Source organism: Flavobacterium aeripolare, assembly GCF_013294025.1.
Classification (GTDB): Bacteria; Bacteroidota; Bacteroidia; order Flavobacteriales; family Flavobacteriaceae; genus Flavobacterium.
Map to the genome: position 1 here is coordinate 25,860 of NZ_JABSNL010000013.1, position 17,228 is coordinate 43,087.

The 17,228-nt window shown below is 33.8% G+C and carries 19 protein-coding genes; 16 read left to right on the forward strand and 3 right to left on the reverse strand.

Annotated elements, in window-relative coordinates:
- Nucleotides 1-144: 144 nt before the first annotated feature.
- Both HNQ00_RS14085 and HNQ00_RS14090 read right to left on the reverse strand, forming a co-directional pair.
- Nucleotides 145-1,407 carry a DUF819 family protein gene (locus HNQ00_RS14085; protein ID WP_173839143.1) on the reverse strand — a complete coding sequence of 421 codons (1,263 nt, stop codon included), beginning with the start codon at nucleotides 1,405-1,407 and terminating at the stop codon, nucleotides 145-147.
- 71 nt (nucleotides 1,408-1,478) lie between these two features.
- The gene (locus HNQ00_RS14090; protein WP_173839144.1) at nucleotides 1,479-1,979 is read right to left on the reverse strand and encodes a DUF456 domain-containing protein; all 501 of its coding nucleotides are present in this window, start codon (nucleotides 1,977-1,979) and stop codon (nucleotides 1,479-1,481) included.
- 246 nt (nucleotides 1,980-2,225) lie between these two features.
- On the opposite strand from HNQ00_RS14090, the gene HNQ00_RS14095 reads away from it, so the two are divergent.
- The 16 genes from HNQ00_RS14095 (at nucleotide 2,226) to HNQ00_RS14170 (ending at nucleotide 14,708) form a co-directional block, all read left to right on the forward strand.
- Nucleotides 2,226-2,702, forward strand: coding sequence for a hypothetical protein (locus HNQ00_RS14095; protein WP_173839145.1), 477 nt, complete (start codon nucleotides 2,226-2,228; stop codon nucleotides 2,700-2,702).
- Nucleotides 2,703-2,705: 3 nt separating this feature from the next.
- Nucleotides 2,706-3,431: a DUF4184 family protein gene (locus HNQ00_RS14100; protein WP_173839146.1), complete on the forward strand. Its 726-nt coding sequence runs from the start codon at nucleotides 2,706-2,708 to the stop codon at nucleotides 3,429-3,431.
- Nucleotides 3,432-3,752: 321 nt separating this feature from the next.
- Nucleotides 3,753-4,307, forward strand: coding sequence for a crossover junction endodeoxyribonuclease RuvC (ruvC, locus tag HNQ00_RS14105; RefSeq protein ID WP_173839147.1), 555 nt, complete (start codon nucleotides 3,753-3,755; stop codon nucleotides 4,305-4,307).
- Nucleotides 4,308-4,356: 49 nt separating this feature from the next.
- The gene (gene hemW / locus HNQ00_RS14110; RefSeq protein ID WP_173839148.1) at nucleotides 4,357-5,490 is read left to right on the forward strand and encodes a radical SAM family heme chaperone HemW; all 1,134 of its coding nucleotides are present in this window, start codon (nucleotides 4,357-4,359) and stop codon (nucleotides 5,488-5,490) included.
- 55 nt (nucleotides 5,491-5,545) lie between these two features.
- Entirely contained in the window at nucleotides 5,546-5,923 is a 378-nt protein-coding gene (locus HNQ00_RS14115) for a GxxExxY protein (RefSeq protein ID WP_173839149.1), read from the forward strand.
- Between the two features lie 193 nt (nucleotides 5,924-6,116).
- Nucleotides 6,117-6,881: a cyclase family protein gene (locus HNQ00_RS14120; protein ID WP_173839150.1), complete on the forward strand. Its 765-nt coding sequence runs from the start codon at nucleotides 6,117-6,119 to the stop codon at nucleotides 6,879-6,881.
- Nucleotides 6,878-7,279: a GNAT family N-acetyltransferase gene (locus HNQ00_RS14125; protein ID WP_173839151.1), complete on the forward strand. Its 402-nt coding sequence runs from the start codon at nucleotides 6,878-6,880 to the stop codon at nucleotides 7,277-7,279. Before HNQ00_RS14120 ends, HNQ00_RS14125 begins: the two co-directional genes overlap by 4 nt.
- Nucleotides 7,280-7,292: 13 nt before the next feature.
- On the forward strand, nucleotides 7,293-7,661 hold the full coding sequence (locus HNQ00_RS14130) for an MmcQ/YjbR family DNA-binding protein (protein WP_173839152.1): 369 nt from the start codon (nucleotides 7,293-7,295) through the stop codon (nucleotides 7,659-7,661).
- A gap of 115 nt (nucleotides 7,662-7,776) precedes the next feature.
- Nucleotides 7,777-8,190: a response regulator gene (locus tag HNQ00_RS14135; protein ID WP_173839153.1), complete on the forward strand. Its 414-nt coding sequence runs from the start codon at nucleotides 7,777-7,779 to the stop codon at nucleotides 8,188-8,190.
- Nucleotides 8,191-8,197: 7 nt separating this feature from the next.
- Nucleotides 8,198-8,740, forward strand: coding sequence for a heme NO-binding domain-containing protein (locus HNQ00_RS14140; protein ID WP_173839154.1), 543 nt, complete (start codon nucleotides 8,198-8,200; stop codon nucleotides 8,738-8,740).
- Nucleotides 8,741-8,745: 5 nt separating this feature from the next.
- A complete protein-coding gene (locus HNQ00_RS14145; RefSeq protein ID WP_173839155.1) occupies nucleotides 8,746-11,043 on the forward strand; it encodes a PAS domain-containing protein in 2,298 nt (765 codons plus the stop codon).
- Nucleotides 11,044-11,045: 2 nt separating this feature from the next.
- Nucleotides 11,046-12,179 (forward strand): FIST signal transduction protein, encoded by a 1,134-nt coding sequence (locus HNQ00_RS14150; protein ID WP_173839156.1) that lies wholly within the window; start codon nucleotides 11,046-11,048, stop codon nucleotides 12,177-12,179.
- Entirely contained in the window at nucleotides 12,179-13,216 is a 1,038-nt protein-coding gene (locus HNQ00_RS14155) for a sensor histidine kinase (protein WP_173839157.1), read from the forward strand. The genes HNQ00_RS14150 and HNQ00_RS14155 overlap by 1 nt, the downstream gene beginning before the upstream one ends.
- Nucleotides 13,203-13,520 (forward strand): Hpt domain-containing protein, encoded by a 318-nt coding sequence (locus HNQ00_RS14160; protein WP_173839158.1) that lies wholly within the window; start codon nucleotides 13,203-13,205, stop codon nucleotides 13,518-13,520. Before HNQ00_RS14155 ends, HNQ00_RS14160 begins: the two co-directional genes overlap by 14 nt.
- Nucleotides 13,521-13,531: 11 nt before the next feature.
- Nucleotides 13,532-14,254, forward strand: a complete 723-nt coding sequence (locus tag HNQ00_RS14165) for a LytR/AlgR family response regulator transcription factor (RefSeq protein ID WP_173839159.1) — start codon at nucleotides 13,532-13,534, stop codon at nucleotides 14,252-14,254.
- A gap of 106 nt (nucleotides 14,255-14,360) precedes the next feature.
- Nucleotides 14,361-14,708, forward strand: coding sequence for a hypothetical protein (locus HNQ00_RS14170; RefSeq protein WP_173839160.1), 348 nt, complete (start codon nucleotides 14,361-14,363; stop codon nucleotides 14,706-14,708).
- Nucleotides 14,709-15,075: 367 nt separating this feature from the next.
- Here HNQ00_RS14170 and HNQ00_RS14175 read toward each other — a convergent pair whose 3' ends face one another.
- Nucleotides 15,076-17,193: a tetratricopeptide repeat protein gene (locus HNQ00_RS14175; protein WP_254598537.1), complete on the reverse strand. Its 2,118-nt coding sequence runs from the start codon at nucleotides 17,191-17,193 to the stop codon at nucleotides 15,076-15,078.
- Nucleotides 17,194-17,228 lie beyond the last annotated feature (35 nt).

A 17,228-nucleotide genomic window follows, 5' to 3' on the forward strand; every position in this document is an offset into this window, starting at 1 on the left:
ATAGCAGTGGCATCCTTTTATAATAGTGTGGTTGACTTTTTAGGAAACGACACTATTATAAAAGATATAACGTATAGCCCGACCCGTAGGGATACACCATTATAATGATAACAGTAAGCCGTTAAGAGTAGTTTTTTATTTTACTTAAGATGTAATTAGATTGAAAACTTGTTGCAATAGTAGTCCGCAAACATAAGCGCCATAGGTTCCTACGGCATAACCAAGAACTGCTAGTAGCACGCCAACTGGTGCTAGGAAGGGACTAAATGCAGCCGCTACAATAGGTGCAGATGCAGCTCCTCCTATATTGGCTTGGCTTCCTACAGCTACATAAAAGAAGGGTGCTTTAATAATTTTTGCAACGATAATCATTACTAGTATGTGTGTTGTTATCCATATTATTCCCACCAAAAATAGTAAAGGATTGTCGAATATTGCTCCTAAGTTCATGTGTGTTCCTATGGTTGCAACAAGAATATACAAGAATACGGTTCCAATTTTTGATGCTCCAAAACTTTCTATCTTTCTAACTTTGGTGAATGATAAGAGTACTCCTGCGGTAGTGGTAATGATCACTAACCAAAAGAATTCATTAGTGAAAGAATATTTTTCTAGTTGAGGATAGTTTTCTTTAAAAAAGGGAGCCAGTATATCTGCTAAAAAGTGCCCTAATCCTGTTATCCCAAAAGCAACCATAAGCACAATCATAATATTATTTGTGGTGAGTGGCTGTCTTTTCCCCGCCTGCTCTTCCTCTAGTTTTTTCTCTAATTCGGCTATGGGGGCGCTATCTGCTTTTAACCATATATCTATTTTTTCAGATTTTTGTGCACCATACAATAAAAACCCCATCCATAAATTAGCCACTAAGACATCTACGGCTATCATTTGAGCAAATAAACTTTTGCTTGCGCCAAACACTTCTAGCATGGCGGTTTGATTTGCGCCGCCTCCAATCCAGCTTCCTGCGATTGTTGATAAGCCTTTCCAAACTTCTTCGCCGTTTGACAAAGCGACTTCGGGAAAGAAGCTGCCCACAATGTATAAGGCCAAAGGTCCACCGATTATAATTCCTAGCGTTCCTGCTAAGAACATGATTACGGCTTTGCTTCCTAATCTTTTTAAGGCAACAAAGTTAATACTCAAGGTTAGTAGTACTAAACTGGCAGGTAATAAATAACGAGAGGCAATAGTATATAAATTAGAAGATTCGCCTGAGATTATATTAAAGGTATTTAAAAGTGCAGGAATAAAATAGCACAGTAGAACAGAGGGCACGATACTGTAGAACTTTTTGTAAAAGACTTTTTCACTAGAGGAAGTAATAAATATTAAGCCGAGTATCGTTATTAAGATTCCTAGTACAACGGCATCGTTAGTAATTAAAGGTGTATGTGGGTTAGTCATATTTGGTTTTTAAATGATAGAATTTTTTTTGTGATAATGCCTGATAACGTATTTTAGGTAGTTTCTTTATATTACAGGAGCTGTGTTTTATAGGTCCAAAACAGATTTATAAAAAGGCCCAAATAGACAAGACAAACAGCAAATTGAAAGAGTGTAGAAATTAAGAAACCAACTAACGATCCCGTTGCTGCCTTAAATGCTTGCTGTGCACTACTTTTATTAAATACTAATTCGCCTAGTAATCCACCAAAGAAAGCTCCAAGTAAAAATCCAAGTGGGATAGGTATAAAGAAACCTACAACCAAACCAATATTTGTTCCCCATACCCCATACTTGCTACCGCCAAAATGTTTAATTCCTTTTGAAGGGATGATGTAGTCTAATACAGTGACAACAAGTACAATAAACAATGTTATGCCTAACAGGTAGTAATTAAAAGGGATAATGCTTGTTAAGTGTAATAAAAATAGCCCTAGCCAACTAATACTTGCTCCAGGTAACACTGGTAATATGCTACCTGCTATCCCTATTATCATGCAAAGAAAGCCTATGATTAAAAGTAAGATATCCATAACGTAATTTTTTGTAGTTTTATACCCGATTAAGATAGTAAATCGTAAATTGGTTTTTCTTAGGATTAAAATGTAGTTTATGTTCTAGAACGCATAAAAATAGCATTTTTAAGTTAAAATATGCTTTTAGGGCTGCGTTACTATCCAATTATACTAGTTGAATTTTAATATAAGAGGCTACTATCTTAAGCTTAAAATAAAAATAATGATTCTTTATTAGTAAAGAATCTAATTGAAAATAACACTTTGAAATATTATCAGGTACTACTTATTGCGTTGCTATTGAATTCTTGTCAGTATTATGACAAGCAAATTCCTTCTGAAAAGGAGTTGCTACAAAAAGAATTGAAGTCCATTAACTGGAATGAAGTTGATGAGTACCCTTCTTTTGTAGATTGCAATAAAATGGACAGTAAAACAGAACGTCAGCAATGTTTTTTTCAATATATGACAACCTTAATTCAAGAGAAAATCAGGGTTGATACTTTATCTATTATGTATCCTGAGTTAGATACAATCCAAGTGTTAGTGACTGTTTTTCCAAATTCGAAACTTAAATTTGAGCCGCAATTTCCCAAGGATTCAGTTGCTTATGATACGATTAAAATTGACAGTATTTTACATGCACGTTTAGTAGATTTTCCTAAAGTTAATCCAGCGATAAAACGTGGAATCCCAGTTAAAACACAATTTATTTTACCTGTAATCATCAAAGTAGAATAAGTAATGCCGTTTACCTTTTCTCATCCCGCAATTGTATTGCCTCTCTTTAAGCATAAAAAAATATCTGCAACCGCATTAGTTGTTGGTTCGATGTCTCCTGATTTTGAATATTTTTTCAGGATGAAAATGCAAAGTGAAATCAGTCATAGTTTTTTAGGTGTTCTGCTAATCGATCTCCCTCTTGGCTTATTGGTCATGTGTGTATTTCACGGTATTATTAAAAATAGCTTAATAAATCATCTTCCGCTATTTTTTAGCGCTAGACTGCAAACGTTAAAAAATAACGATTGGTTTTCATACTTAAAAAGTAACTTCTTAATTGTTTGTTTTTCCTTTTTTATAGGCGCACTTTCTCATTTATTTTGGGACTCGATGACACACTGGGATGGCTTTATTGTTCAAAGGGTAGCTTTCTTTAATACTCAGTTTCTAACTATTCCTATTTATAAATTAGGGCAACATATAAGTAGCATAGTGGGCTTGGCTATTTTATTCCAATTTATCTACAAACTTCCAGTTGAAAATATTACGCCTCGTACTACGCTTTTACAATATTGGTTCGCGGTAATTACTGTAGCAGCAGTTATCCTTGCTTTACGTTTTAGTTTTGGTTTGCCATTAGAGGAAATAGGGAGCGTGATTGTAAGTGTTTTGTTTTCGGGAATGATTGCACTTACTGTTATTGGATTGTTTTTCATGAGGGAACAACAAAATAGAGAAGTGCTGTAGTTTTTTGTTCTTACTTATAATCTTGCAGTAGTACTATTGTTTGTAAGATCAAGGAAATAAAAGTAGCATTGATCTTTAAAAGTAGCCATACAACCACAATGAATTGTGTAGTTTTGTATCGAATGGAAATTGTAATAGAATATGAGTAGTGCTAAGTACTTTTTGAAGTATTTGTTCTACTGAAGCCTAGTAATTTCAGGGTAAACAAATTACTATCAGATTGCACTAGCTGGTTTTTATAATGCAATGTCCAAGTATTTCTAGATACTTGATGTTACTAGGGATAAGTTGTAAATGGCTATAAATTAAATATATAATAAATTGGCAAACGAACGCATCATATTAGGAATTGATCCTGGGACCACTATAATGGGTTTTGGACTAATCAAAGTAGTCAATAAGAAAATGGAATTTATTCAGTTGAACGAATTGCAGTTGAATAAAATGGATGATCACTACATGAAACTGAAGCGTATTTTTGAGCGTACCATTGAATTGATAGACACCCATCATCCTGATGAAATTGCGATTGAAGCGCCTTTTTTTGGTAAGAATGTGCAGTCAATGTTAAAGTTGGGCCGCGCACAAGGTGTCGCTATGGCTGCAGGGTTGTCGAGAGATATTCCCATTACTGAATACGAACCTAAGAAAATAAAAATGGCCATTACTGGAAACGGTAATGCCAGTAAAGAGCAAGTCGCTAAAATGCTCCAACAGCTTTTGGGCTTAAAAGAACTACCAAAAAATCTCGATTCAACCGATGGATTAGCAGCTGCGGTTTGCCACTTTTTCAATTCAGGAAAAGTTATTGGCGAAAAAAGCTATTCTGGTTGGGATGCTTTTGTGAAAAATAATGAATCTCGAATAAAAAAATAGTTTTTGGTCTCTAGACTGTAAACTGCCACTGTAACTGAACACTAAGATAATGAGCGGAATCTACATACACATCCCTTTTTGCAAGCAAGCTTGTCATTATTGCGACTTTCATTTTTCGACTTCGATGCAAAAGAAAGAGGAAATGGTTGCGGCTTTGGCCAAAGAAATTCGCTTACGCAAAAGTGAATCTGCAAATGAAGAGGTCGAGACTATTTATTTTGGTGGAGGAACACCTAGCGTTCTCTCTTCTGCTGAAATTGATTTTTTGATACAAGCTGTTTACGACAATTACACGGTTGTAGTTAATCCTGAAATTACACTTGAAGCAAATCCCGATGATCTTTCTACAGAACGAATCTTAGCCCTCTCAAAAAGTAAAGTAAACCGATTGAGTATAGGAATCCAATCTTTCTTTGAGGACGATTTGAAGATGATGAATCGCGCACATAATTCTGAAGAGGCACAAAGATGTTTGACAGAAGCAACTCAATATTTTGACAACATCTCCATTGATTTAATCTATGGTGTTCCAGGAATGACTAACGAAAAGTGGCGACAAAATATCGATATGGCATTGTCTTTTGGGATTCCGCATATCTCAAGCTATGCACTTACAGTCGAACCTAAAACAGCTTTAAAAAAATTAATTCAGACAGGAAAAATTGCAGAGCCAAATGACGAAGTAGCACAAGCGCATTTTATGATTCTCGTAGATACGTTAACTGCAAATGGCTTCCTGCATTACGAATTGTCTAATTTTGGAAAAGAGAATCACTTTTCAAAGAACAATTCGGCATATTGGTTAGGGAAAAAATACATAGGAATTGGTCCCTCGGCACACAGCTACGATGGGGTATCTCGCTCTTGGAATATTGCCAATAATCCCTTGTATTTAAAAGCAATTGAGGTTGGTGAATTGCCAAACGAAGTTGAAATTCTTTCGCAAGCAGATCGTTATAATGAATATGTCATGACTGGTTTGCGTACAATTTGGGGTGTTTCTCTACTTCGAATAGAAGCAGAATTTGGTCAAATATATTTAGATTATTTATTGAAACAAGCCGACAAGTTCTTAAAAGATGCCTTGCTAGTGGTTGAAAACGATGTTTTAAGACCTACTAAAAAAGGAAAGTTTCTAACTGACGGAATTGCATCGGATTTATTTTACTTAAATTTGGAGTAAACAAACTTACCGCAAGGGCACAAAGTTTTGCGCAAAGTTCACAAAGTTTTCTCTTATGAATGAAAATGAATTGTCAAAAATCGTCTTTGATTGCGCTCTCAAAGTTCATAGAGCTCTTGGTCCAGGTTTACTAGAAAGAGCATATGAAGAGTGTTTGTATTATGAGCTTAGGAAGAAAGGTTTGATGGTAATTAAGCAAAAAGCATTGCCTTTAGTTTATGAAAATGTCCAGTTGGACATTGGTTATAGGCTTGATCTTATCGTTGAAGATAAATTGATTTTAGAAATAAAATCAGTAGATGCTTTAAGTGATGTTCACTTTGCTCAATTATTAACTTATCTAAAGTTGACAGATTGCAAATTAGGATTGTTGATAAATTTTAATGTTGCTTTAATAAAAGATGGGATTAGAAGAATTGCAAACAAGCTCTAATTTAGTTGTAGAAACGCTCTTTCACCAGCGTCAATGCAAGCAAAAAAAAAATTCTTAATTTAGGGACAACAATCATTGTATTTAATCTCTGCGATATAAAACTGTACTATTGCGGCAAAAAATCACACATTCTTAATCTAAGCATAGCGACCATTGCGCCTAATCATTGCGTCCTTTGCGGTAAAACCAAATTATGAAAACCACAATCAATCACAACAACAGTACCATACAAGTCGATTTATCAGAACCCATTGATATTTCGATACCGATAACAAATGATGCACAAAACCCAATAGCTTGGTATATTGAAAAGCCTGTTATTGAGCCGGTAGAATTTGGTGAGTGGATAGGTAAAGTTTCTTCAGGAATGTCTTCTACAAATTTTAATAATATCCTTTTTAATCCGCATGGTCATGGCACGCACACAGAATGCTTGGGTCATATTACACGTGATTTTTATAGTATTAATCAAGCTTTGAAACAATTTTTCTTTTTGGCTGAGTTAGTTTCCATTAATCTAGAAAAGCAAAAAGATGATTTTGTTGTTACAAAAGAGGTCATTGAAAAGGCATTAGACGGTAAGAAGACAGAGGCAATTATCATAAGAACGCTGCCCAATGAGACGAGCAAGAAATCTAGAAAGTACTCACATACAAATCCACCGTACCTAGAGGAAGCAGCTGCGATTTTCATTCGCGAAAGCGGAATCCAACATCTATTAATTGATTTACCTAGTGTAGATAAAGAAAAAGATGAGGGGAAATTGCTAGCACACAAAGCGTTTTGGAACGTGACTAACGTGAATGAATTAAATGCAGATGCAAGAGTCAACGCAACAATAACTGAGTTAATTTTTGTTGATGACGCGGTTCTAGATGGTTCTTATCTACTGAATTTGCAGATCGCTTCTTTTGAGAATGATGCTTCTCCTAGTAAACCTATATTGTACAAGATATGATTACCATATCTACAGATAAAAGCAAGCTAGATATTCCTTTTATTCAACATTTTTTAAAGGATGTCTACTGGTCAGCAGGACGCACAATGGAGGACGTTCAAACTACGATTGATCACTCTTTCTGTTTTGGTATTTACCTTAATAAGCAACAAATAGGTTTTGCGAGAGTGATTACTGATTACATCGTTTTTGCGTATGTAATGGATGTTTTTATAGATGAAAAATATAGAGGTAAAGGGTACTCGTCTTTGTTAATTGATAGGATGTTGAAGCAAGATGAATTACAACAAGTTAAGATCTGGCGATTAGCAACCGCCGATGCTCATTTTTTATATGAGAAATTTGGTTTTGCACTACTGGCACGCCCTGAGAGAATGATGGAAAAAGTGGTTATATAAAATTTTTAATAGAATGAATTTAGAAAAATTTCATGAATATTGTTTGTTAAAAGACGGAGTAACTGAGCATTTTCCTTTTGATAATGATACACTGGTTTTCAAAGTGGGTGGAAAAATGTTTGCATTAACTTCATTGAACAAATGGGAAGAAGGTCATCCTGCCGTAAATTTAAAATGTAACCCAGAATTTGCAGAAGAATTGCGCGTAGAGTATGACGCTATTACAGCGGGTTTTCATATGAATAAAAAACACTGGAATACTGTGGCAATTAATCAGGAAGTAGGGGGTAAATTACTTGAAGAGCTTATCGAACATTCGTATGATTTAGTGTTTAATAGTTTGCCTAAATCAGCAAAGCAAAAAATAAGGGATTTGCAATAACCATTCGTCGACACTTATCGACGATTGAACTACCGTTTTGACAGTCATATCGAATATTACGCTGCTATAGGATAAAATTGAATATATTTATACCTCAACTATTATAAAAAATACCATGAGCAAGGCACTAAATATACTTTTAATTGAGGACGACGAAATAGAAGTAATGAAATTCAATAGGGTATTGAGTACTTTAAAATTAAAGCATAAAATTGTAGAAGCTAATAATGGAGAGGAAGCAATTGAGATTCTAAAGATTAAAGAAGTCGTTCCTGATATTATTGTTTTAGATTTAAACATGCCCAAGATCAACGGTATCGAGTTTTTAGGAATTCTTAAAGCTGATGATTATTTAAAATATATTCCTGCAATTATATTGTCTACGTCAAGCAATCATAAAGACGTTCTTGAGTGTTACAGGATTGGAATTGCGGGTTATGTAATCAAACCGTTGAAATACGATGATTATGTGGAGCGTATTACTAAATTAATTGAATATTGGAGTTGTAACGAATTAATAACGAACTAATAATTTTATGTACGGAATTGTAAACAAATCAATTGAGGACTTAGTTGTAGCTAATTTTGGAAGAGAGAAATGGGAAAATATTCACAAAAGAAGTGGTGTTGAAATTGATTTTTTTCTAAGCAATGAAGTGTATGATGATGATGTTACTTATAAAATTGCCACTGCAGTTGGAGAAGAGATGAACATGACGTTAAGTGCCGTTCTAATTGCTTTTGGACAGTGGTGGGTAATGAAAACTACTAAGGAGAAATACCCGGGATTAATGGAGTCTGGCGGAAATAATTTAAGAGACTTTTTAATCAATCTACCAAATTTTCATAATAGGGTGATGTTAATCTACCCCAAACTTACGCCACCAGAATTTAAGGTAAGTGATATTGCTGAAAAAAGTCTTAATTTACATTATTTTTCACAACGAGAAGGTCTCCAAGATTTTGTTAGAGGAATTCTTCTAGGTTTAGGAAATGTCTATGGAACCGCTGTAGAACTTGAGTTAGTGGCTTCTAGAAATGAAGGCAGCACACATGAAGTGTTTAAAGTTAAATGGTAAAAAATATGACTGAAGTAGCAATGCATTTTAATGAAGATAGTTTTAATAGAATATTTCCATTCTATTTCCAGTTAAGTTCAGATCTCAAAATAGTGAATTTTGGAAAAAGTCTAGCTAAAATTTGTCCAGATTTAAAAAAAGAAACCTCTTTTAGTGCTCATTTTACAGTTAGTAGACCACAATTAGAAAATGTTTGCTTTGCTACATTGCTCGAGAATAATGAGCAACATATTTTATTAAAATATGAAAAAACTGACCTAACCCTAAGAGGTCAGTTTGAAATTATGGACGATACCTTATTGTTTGTAGGGTCGCCATGGTTTACCTCTATGAATGAGGTTATTAATAGAGACCTAACATTTGAGGATTTTGCGCATAATGATCCCTTACTCGATTTATTGCATGTCCTCAACAATGCTGAGAACACCTCAAAAGAACTTAAAGAATTGTTGTTGACAATTAATCGTCAAAGAAACCAACTCAAAGCAGATCAGGAAGAATTAAATCGATTGTCGTATGTTGCTAGTGCTAATAAAAATGGCGTAGTGTTTACAAAGCTCGACGGTACCATTTTTTGGTGCAATGATGCTTATGCTAACTTAACAGGTTTTGATAGAGAACAGATATTAGGAAAAACGCCTCTTGAAGTTGGTCGAACATCCAAAACAGATAAGGACGAAATCATGAAAATGATTACTGCTTTTAATACGGGTCAATCATTTGAAGTCGAATTGCATCATGCTCGCAAAGATGGTAATGCATTCTGGTCACGTGTAAAAGGGCAGCCTATCGTGAATGAGGAAGGTGTTGCAACGCAGTATTTTGCTATTTTAGAAGATGTTTCGCTTAAAAAAAGGTACGATGAGAGTCTTGAAATAGAAAAAGAAAAATACCGTAATATTATCGCAAACATGAATTTGGGTCTGCTTGAAGTAGATTTAGATGACCGCGTTACCATGGCAAATCAAAGCTTTCTAGACATGAGTGGTTTTGAATTAGATGATTTGCTAGGTGAAGAAGCTGCAGCTAAATTTTTGTCTCCAGAGAGTATACAGTTAGTTAAAGCAAAAGTAAACTTGAGAGAAAGCGGAATAACAGATTCATTTGAAGTTACTGCCATAAATAAACAGAAGGAACTAAAATCATGGTTGGTTAGTGGCGCTGCAAATTATGATCTTCAAGGAAATATTATAGGCTCGATAGGCATTCACCTTGATATTACGGAACAAAAAAGCCAAGAAGAGCAATTGTATTTGCTCTCGCTAATTGCCGAGAAAAATATAAATGCAGTTATTATATGTGACGCTCAAGGCCATATTGAATGGGCAAATGGAAGTTTCTTAAAAATGTCAGGATATACTAAGGAAGAAATTATAGGCTGTAGACCTGGACGATTGCTTCAGGGACCCGACTCTGATTTAGACGCAGTAAAATACCTTCGAGAACAAATAAAAAAGGGACTCCCATTTAATTGCGAAATAATAAACTATTCTAAAAATAAAGAAAAATACTGGGTTAGAATACAAGGTCAAGCGTTGTATGATAAAGAAGGGACCGTAATTAAATATTTTGCTATTGAGGAGGATATTACATCGCAGAAAGATCTTGAAGCTCAAAAAGAAAATTTGATTAATGATTTAGCAAAAACAAATAAGGAACTCGAAGATTACGCCCAAATTGTGTCGCACGATTTAAAGTCCCCTTTGCGTAGTATAAATTCATTAATTACATGGATAAAGGAAGAAAACGAAAATAGTTTTGACGAACAAACTGTGAAATACTTTTCTTTAATCGAACACAAAGTGGAGAAGATGGACCACCTAATCGAGGGGATATTAACCTATTCTAAAATTGATAAAGATGAAACTCGAAATGAAAGTGTAGATACGCATGCAATAGTGACGAGTATTATTGATATTATTCACGTTCCAGACCATATTAAAATTAAGATAATTGATACATTACCAACAATAAAAGCCGACCGTTTTAAAATTCAGCAGTTGTTTCAAAATTTAATTGGAAATGCAGTAAATTATATCGATAAAGAGGATGGACTAGTAGAAATTGCCGCTGAGGAATTAGAGTCTAGCTTTGTTTTTTCGATTAAAGACAACGGAATAGGAATGGCAAAAGAGATTCATTCTAAAATATTTGAGACCTTTAAAACGTTTACAAATAGTAAGCACTCTACAGGTTTAGGTTTGTCAATAGTAAAAAAAGTAATTGATTTTTATAAAGGGGAAATTTGGCTCGAAAGTGAGGAAGGAAAAGGAACTACCTTTTATGTGAAACTTAAAAAATAACTATGAAAATTATTCAAGCATATAAAGAAGACGGTAAAATTTGGAATTATTTCCAACAAAAAGAAACGCTAGAAAATCCTTTGGTGTTGGTTTTTGGAAATCGTTATTTATTAGAGAAACCTGAGGTAATTGCGGATATTAGAAAAGAGTTCCCATATGAAAATATCGTTTTTGGATCAACAGCAGGCGAGATATTATGTTGTCACGTAAATGATGACTCAATTTCGGTGACTGCTATAGCGTTTGAAAAAGCGTCCTACGTAGTAAAGAGAGAAAATATTTTAGATTTTGATAAAAATGCTGTCCAATTGGGCGAGGCGCTATATGCTAAAATGCCCAAGGAAAATTTAAAACACCTATTTGTACTTTCAGAAGGTAGTTTTGTAAATGGTAGTTCGTTGATTAATGGTTTAGAAACGCAGTTAAGTGCTAGTCTATCAATCACTGGCGGAATGTGTGGTGATGATGCTCGATTTGAAAAAACACTAGCGTCTTATAAAGAAGATCCAAAAGAAGGAGAGGTTATTTTAATTGGTTTTTATGGTGATAACTTAGAAATTTCTTTTGCGAGTTTTGGTGGCTGGATTCCTTTTGGTCCTGAGCGCATTATCACTAAATCTGAAGGGAATATTTTGTATGAAATTGATGGTCAGCCGGCCTTAGATTTATATAAGAAATATTTAGGTGAGAAGTCAAATGAGCTTCCACAAGCCTCGTTGCTATATCCTTTGAACGTAACACCAGCTGGTAAAAAAGATCCTGTTGTACGTACTATTTTAAATATAAATGATGCTGATCAATCGATGATACTTGCAGGAGATGTACCTGAAAATTCAAGGGTGCAATTAATGATGGCTTCTGTTGACGGTATTGCTCAAGGAGCTTACACTGCAGCAAATTTAGCGATGACTAATAGAAAGAATAAACCAGAATTAGCGCTATTAGTAAGTTGCATTGGTAGAAAATTAGTAATGAGTCAAAGGGTAGAAGAGGAAGTAGAGCAAGTAAGAGAGGTAGTAGGAGAAAATGTTCCTTTAGCCGGATTTTATTCTTATGGTGAGATGGCTCCCTTTAACGGAAGCACCTCGTGTGAACTTCACAATCAAACTATGACTTTAACTTTAATTAGCGAGTAATGCATCCATTATTAAAAAGACAAATAGATAAAAAGCTCAAAGGAGGTCTGAATGATTTAGATGTTTTTTTAGGAGCAGTAGATGAGTCGTATTTAAATTATGAGAGTCAAATTGATATGTTGCAACGCGCAATGAAAATAAGCTCAGATGAGTTATTTGACGCAAATCAAAAATTACGCGATGAAGCAGAAAGTTTAAAGGAGGTGAACAAAAACCTTCAAAACATTCTAGAATCAATGAGTTTAGACCCTGAACTAACTTCTTTAAAAGATAATTTTGATTCCTCAGATTATATCAAGCAGCAATCTATCGAGATTGTAAAAATAAATAAGCAAAGAGAAGAGCTCCTAGGCAATTTAGAAAAGCAAAATGTAGCCTTGAGTGAGTATGCACATATGGTTTCTCACGATTTGAAATCGCCATTACGCACAATTGATACTTTGATAAACTGGTTCATACAAGACAATCAGGAAATCATGAACGAAACTAATTTGAAATCTTTAAATAGAATTCTTTCTAATGTCGAAAAGATGGATTTGCTGATAAAAGGAATATTAAATTATTCTTCTATCGAAAGTCTATCTCATGAAACTCGAATGATAGATTTGAATATAATGGTTTCAGATCTTTTAAAAGCAATGACTGTTGGAGAACAAGTTTCGGTTTCTATTGCTAATCCTTTACCTAAAATAGTAGGAAATGATTTTAGAATGAAGCAATTGTTCCAGAATATAATAGAGAACGCTATTAAATATAATGATAAGGAAAACCCTATAGTAACCATTTCTAGCTCAGAAGATGAGCAAGAATATACTTTTCAAATTGCTGACAATGGAGTTGGAATTGCAGCAGCATATCAATCAAAGATTTTTGAGGTTTTCTCTAAATTGCAGAATGACGGGAATTCATCTGGAATTGGACTGTCAATAGTTAAAAAAATAATCGAATATTATAAAGGGAGAATTTGGCTTGAAAGTCAAGAAAAAGTTGGATCTACCTTTTATTTCACAATACCTAAAACAAATGGAGCAGCCTAATCTAAACTATATTAATGATTTATCTGGTGGTAATGAAGAGTTTAAAGCTAAAATTATAGGAATCTTAAAAAGAGAACTTCCAGTAGAAATAGGAACCTACATGGAACAAATGACTCTTGAGGACCATTCACAAGCGGCTCAAGCAGTTCATAAATTAAAACATAAAGTTTCCATTTTAGGTCTCGAAAAAAGTTATTATCTTGCTTCTGATTATGAGGATAATCTAAATGATAACTCAGTAGCCTTAAAAGAAGATTTTGAACAGATATTAAAAGCTATGGAAGAGTTTGTTGAGCAACTGTAAAACAACTTAAAATGAATTGCATTATCATAGACGATGAAGAGATGGCAAGAGCCATTATGTCGCAATTCGTGGCTAACTACACTAATTATAATGTTGTAGGTGAGTTTTGTAGTGCTATTGATGCCATTAAATTTTTAAATCAAAATCAGGTAGACCTCATTTTCTTGGATATTCACATGCCTAATTTTACTGGCTTTGACTTTATTCAAACAATCAAAGATCCTCCTCATGTTATACTTGTAACTTCTGACAGGAACTTTGCAATCGAAGCATTTGAATATGAGTGCATCGTCGATTATCTCGTAAAACCCATCACCGAGTCACGCTTTACAAAAGCAATTCAAAAATTATCTTCAAAAAAGACTGATGTTGTTAGTAAGCCATCTAGTTCACACGCTAAACCCGAAAGTGACGATGGAACTGATGAAGACTTCTATGTTAATATCGATCGTAGATTGATAAAAATTAATTTTAACTCAGTTAATATAATCGAAGCTAAAGGAGATTATATTCATATTAAAACTGAAGTTAAAAATTATATCGTTCACTCTACTTTAAAAAAGATTGAAGACAAATTACCTAAAGATATTTTCCTAAAAGTACATCGCTCCTTCATAATCAATACTAATAAAATTATAGATATTGAAGACAATAGTGTCTTGATAGCTAAGGATGTTGTACCTGTTAGTCGTTCTAATAGAGCAGAGTTGCTAAATAGATTAAATGTTTTATAAGTGTAAGTTTATTCTTGTAAATTTATGTTAATGGTGTAGTTCGTCGATAAAATGTGCTGTTTTATCTAAATAGTTGTATATTAGACTTGTATTTAAAACGATAGCTATGAAAATCAACTTAACTATTACAAACAGCGCAAACGTTAATCAAATCGATGACGATGCTACAGGTTACTATTTAATATCTAAGCGGTGGACTATGATAAATGATAGTAACATAACCTTTGTGAGAATTAAAGGATTAGGCTACTGCTATAATGTGCATTGGGCTGGACCTAGTAATAAGCTAGAAGCTGCAAGAGTAGGCGAGAAAAGCAAAACTACATTAATGGTAAGTCATGCGTTACTCAAATCATTTTTTGTTGAATCAAACGGGGATGTACTTTTACCTAACACTCCAGAGATACGCAATTTAATAGGGTTTGATAGAAGCGCGTTGCAATTAGCAAATTAAAAATTACTTTAACCTAAAAAAGTAATAAGGTCTAAGTAGTTAATCGTTTAAAAACAACCAGTGGTCTAATGTAAATTTGATCTCATCGAAAGCCTTAAAATCTTTCACACAGTTGTACTTATCTTTGAATTGAAAACCGCATCAAATCACCTTTTTTGTCCCAAAATGAAATAAGATTTAAAAATCACCTACACTTCAATGCCAGATATGGCTTGAAATCGTGATATCATATCACAAGTTTTCAAAAAACAAATTTAGTATTAACTGTTATACTAGTTGATATTCCAAAAAAAAAGACTGCTACCACGAGCAGTCTTTTTTTTGTTATACTATCTTCTCAAGATAATGTAGCTGTAAAAAAGTTTGTTTATTTTAGTTTAAAGATAGGTTGGCTAGCCAGATTCCATTTGATACGCAAACCAAATTCATTAAATGTAAAACCCGAGGCCGTTGTAGATGCAATATTACTTCGGGTAACATAAAAGTTACTTAGCAATCGATCAGAGAATTTGTATCCTATTTTTCCTTGCACGCGGTACGTCCATTGTTTACTGTCATCTTCTATAAATTGATAACCAGTCGCTAAATTAGCATTATAAAACCATGATTTAGCTTCAACAATTTTCTCATCTCTAAGCAATTCTAAAAACAATTCTACCGCATTAAATTTCTTTGGACTAAAATAGTCTGCAGGCACGCGGTCTTTAAATGAAATATATTGATAATTAAGTCCTCCCTTAAGTACAGGATTAGACATAAAATTATAATAAAAGGATGTGAATAATAAGTTTCTATTGTTATTGTCTGTTTGAGCTGTAAAGAAGTATTGTGTGAACCATCCAAAATTAAAATTAGTGCTTAAATTATAATTGAAGTAATAATTATTAGTTGCAATTTCTTTATCAATTAAATCAGAGTTAAAATTTTGCATCTCTCTTTTATATCCCACTTCTAAGTCTTGCAGTTTTAAAGGTTTGATTTTAAAATAGGTGTGAATTAAAATTTGGTTGTAGCTAGTAGTGCTAGAATTAGCTGAATTGACTCCAACTTCAAATGCATAACTAATTTTCGGGTGGAACTGATACGTTGCACCTAGTAGAAAATCATTGCTTTCTGCATTGGCCTTAGTTACTTTGTTATCCGTTTTTCTAAATTGGTAGGTGCTATTAATAGCCCATTTAGTAGACAGCGGTAAATTGATTTCGGTGTGAGATGCCATCGCAGTATTATCTCCATTGTCAAATGAGTAGCTAAATTTTTGCTCCACATAAGGAGTATAGTCTTCTTTTAATTTTTTTATAAAATTCAAGGCGTCTCCTTGGTTGTTAAACACTTCAAGGGTAGTTAGTGCAGCTTGATACGCCAAGCTAATTTCTCCAGAGGCCTTAAATGCGTTAGCGATTCCTAAATTTCCATCAAATGATTTGCTGTCGTTTTTTAATATTTGCTTGTAATTAGTAATACTTTCTGGAAAATTACTTTTGTATATTGCTAATGTAGCAGCAAGAGAAAGTACCCAATTCTCGTTACTATTAGTCGTTTTTAATGTCTCAATGAAGGAGGCCGCCTCTTTGTATTTTTTATTCCAAATCAAGGCTTGAACATAGCGTTCTTGCGTTTGTTTCTTTAAGCTTTCGTCAGTTATGCTTTGGGATTTTTCTAGAGATTCTGTAGCGAGGTTAAGAGCTGTTTTTTCCTTTTTATCAATATGTTCTAATAAAGACAAACCATTCAAAGCAATTACAGGGTTTGCTGGCTTAAGTAAATTATAAACATCTTTTCCTTTTTGAATTTCTTTAGTAACAAGATACATATTTGCTTTATTCATTAAGGTCTCTTTGTCTAGTGGGAAATCAACTAAAACCTCATCGTAGAATGTTGCTGCTTCTGTGAATTTTTTTTCATTTACTAACTGGTAAGCATAACCTAGTTTGATGTATTTTCTTGAAACTAAAGCTCCAGGATTCGCTGTTGATAGAGTCAACGCTTTATTTACATTGATTAATGCTTCAGGATATTCTTTTAGATTAGACAAAGTATTTGCAAAACCTAAATGAGCTACAAAATTTGTTGGGTTGTCCTTTACTAATTCTTTATAAAATACTTTTGCTTCGTCATACTTTTTATTCCAGAGTAAAGCTTCAGCATAGTTTAATTCTATTTCTAAATCGCCAGGATACTCTTTCTTTAAGGCTATGAAATTAACGAGCGCTTGATCTGCTTTATCATTTAGTCCTATAGCTCTTGCATAACACAGTCGTGCTGTTTTATTTTCGGGATACTCTTTTAAAATGTCCTTAAAGAATACTTCTGCGCTAGCAAAATCCCCTTTTTCTAATTGAGAAAATCCTTTTTTCATGTCTTGCGCATGTAAAGAGAAGCTAGTAATAAAGAGAAAGGTTAGAATAATCTTGTGGGTAAATTTCATAGGTTGAAGATCTTGGGTTTGATGATGCAAGTTACTGATAAATTCGTAATATTTCATCTACACTTTTAAGTCATTCGTCTAAGAATATTTAC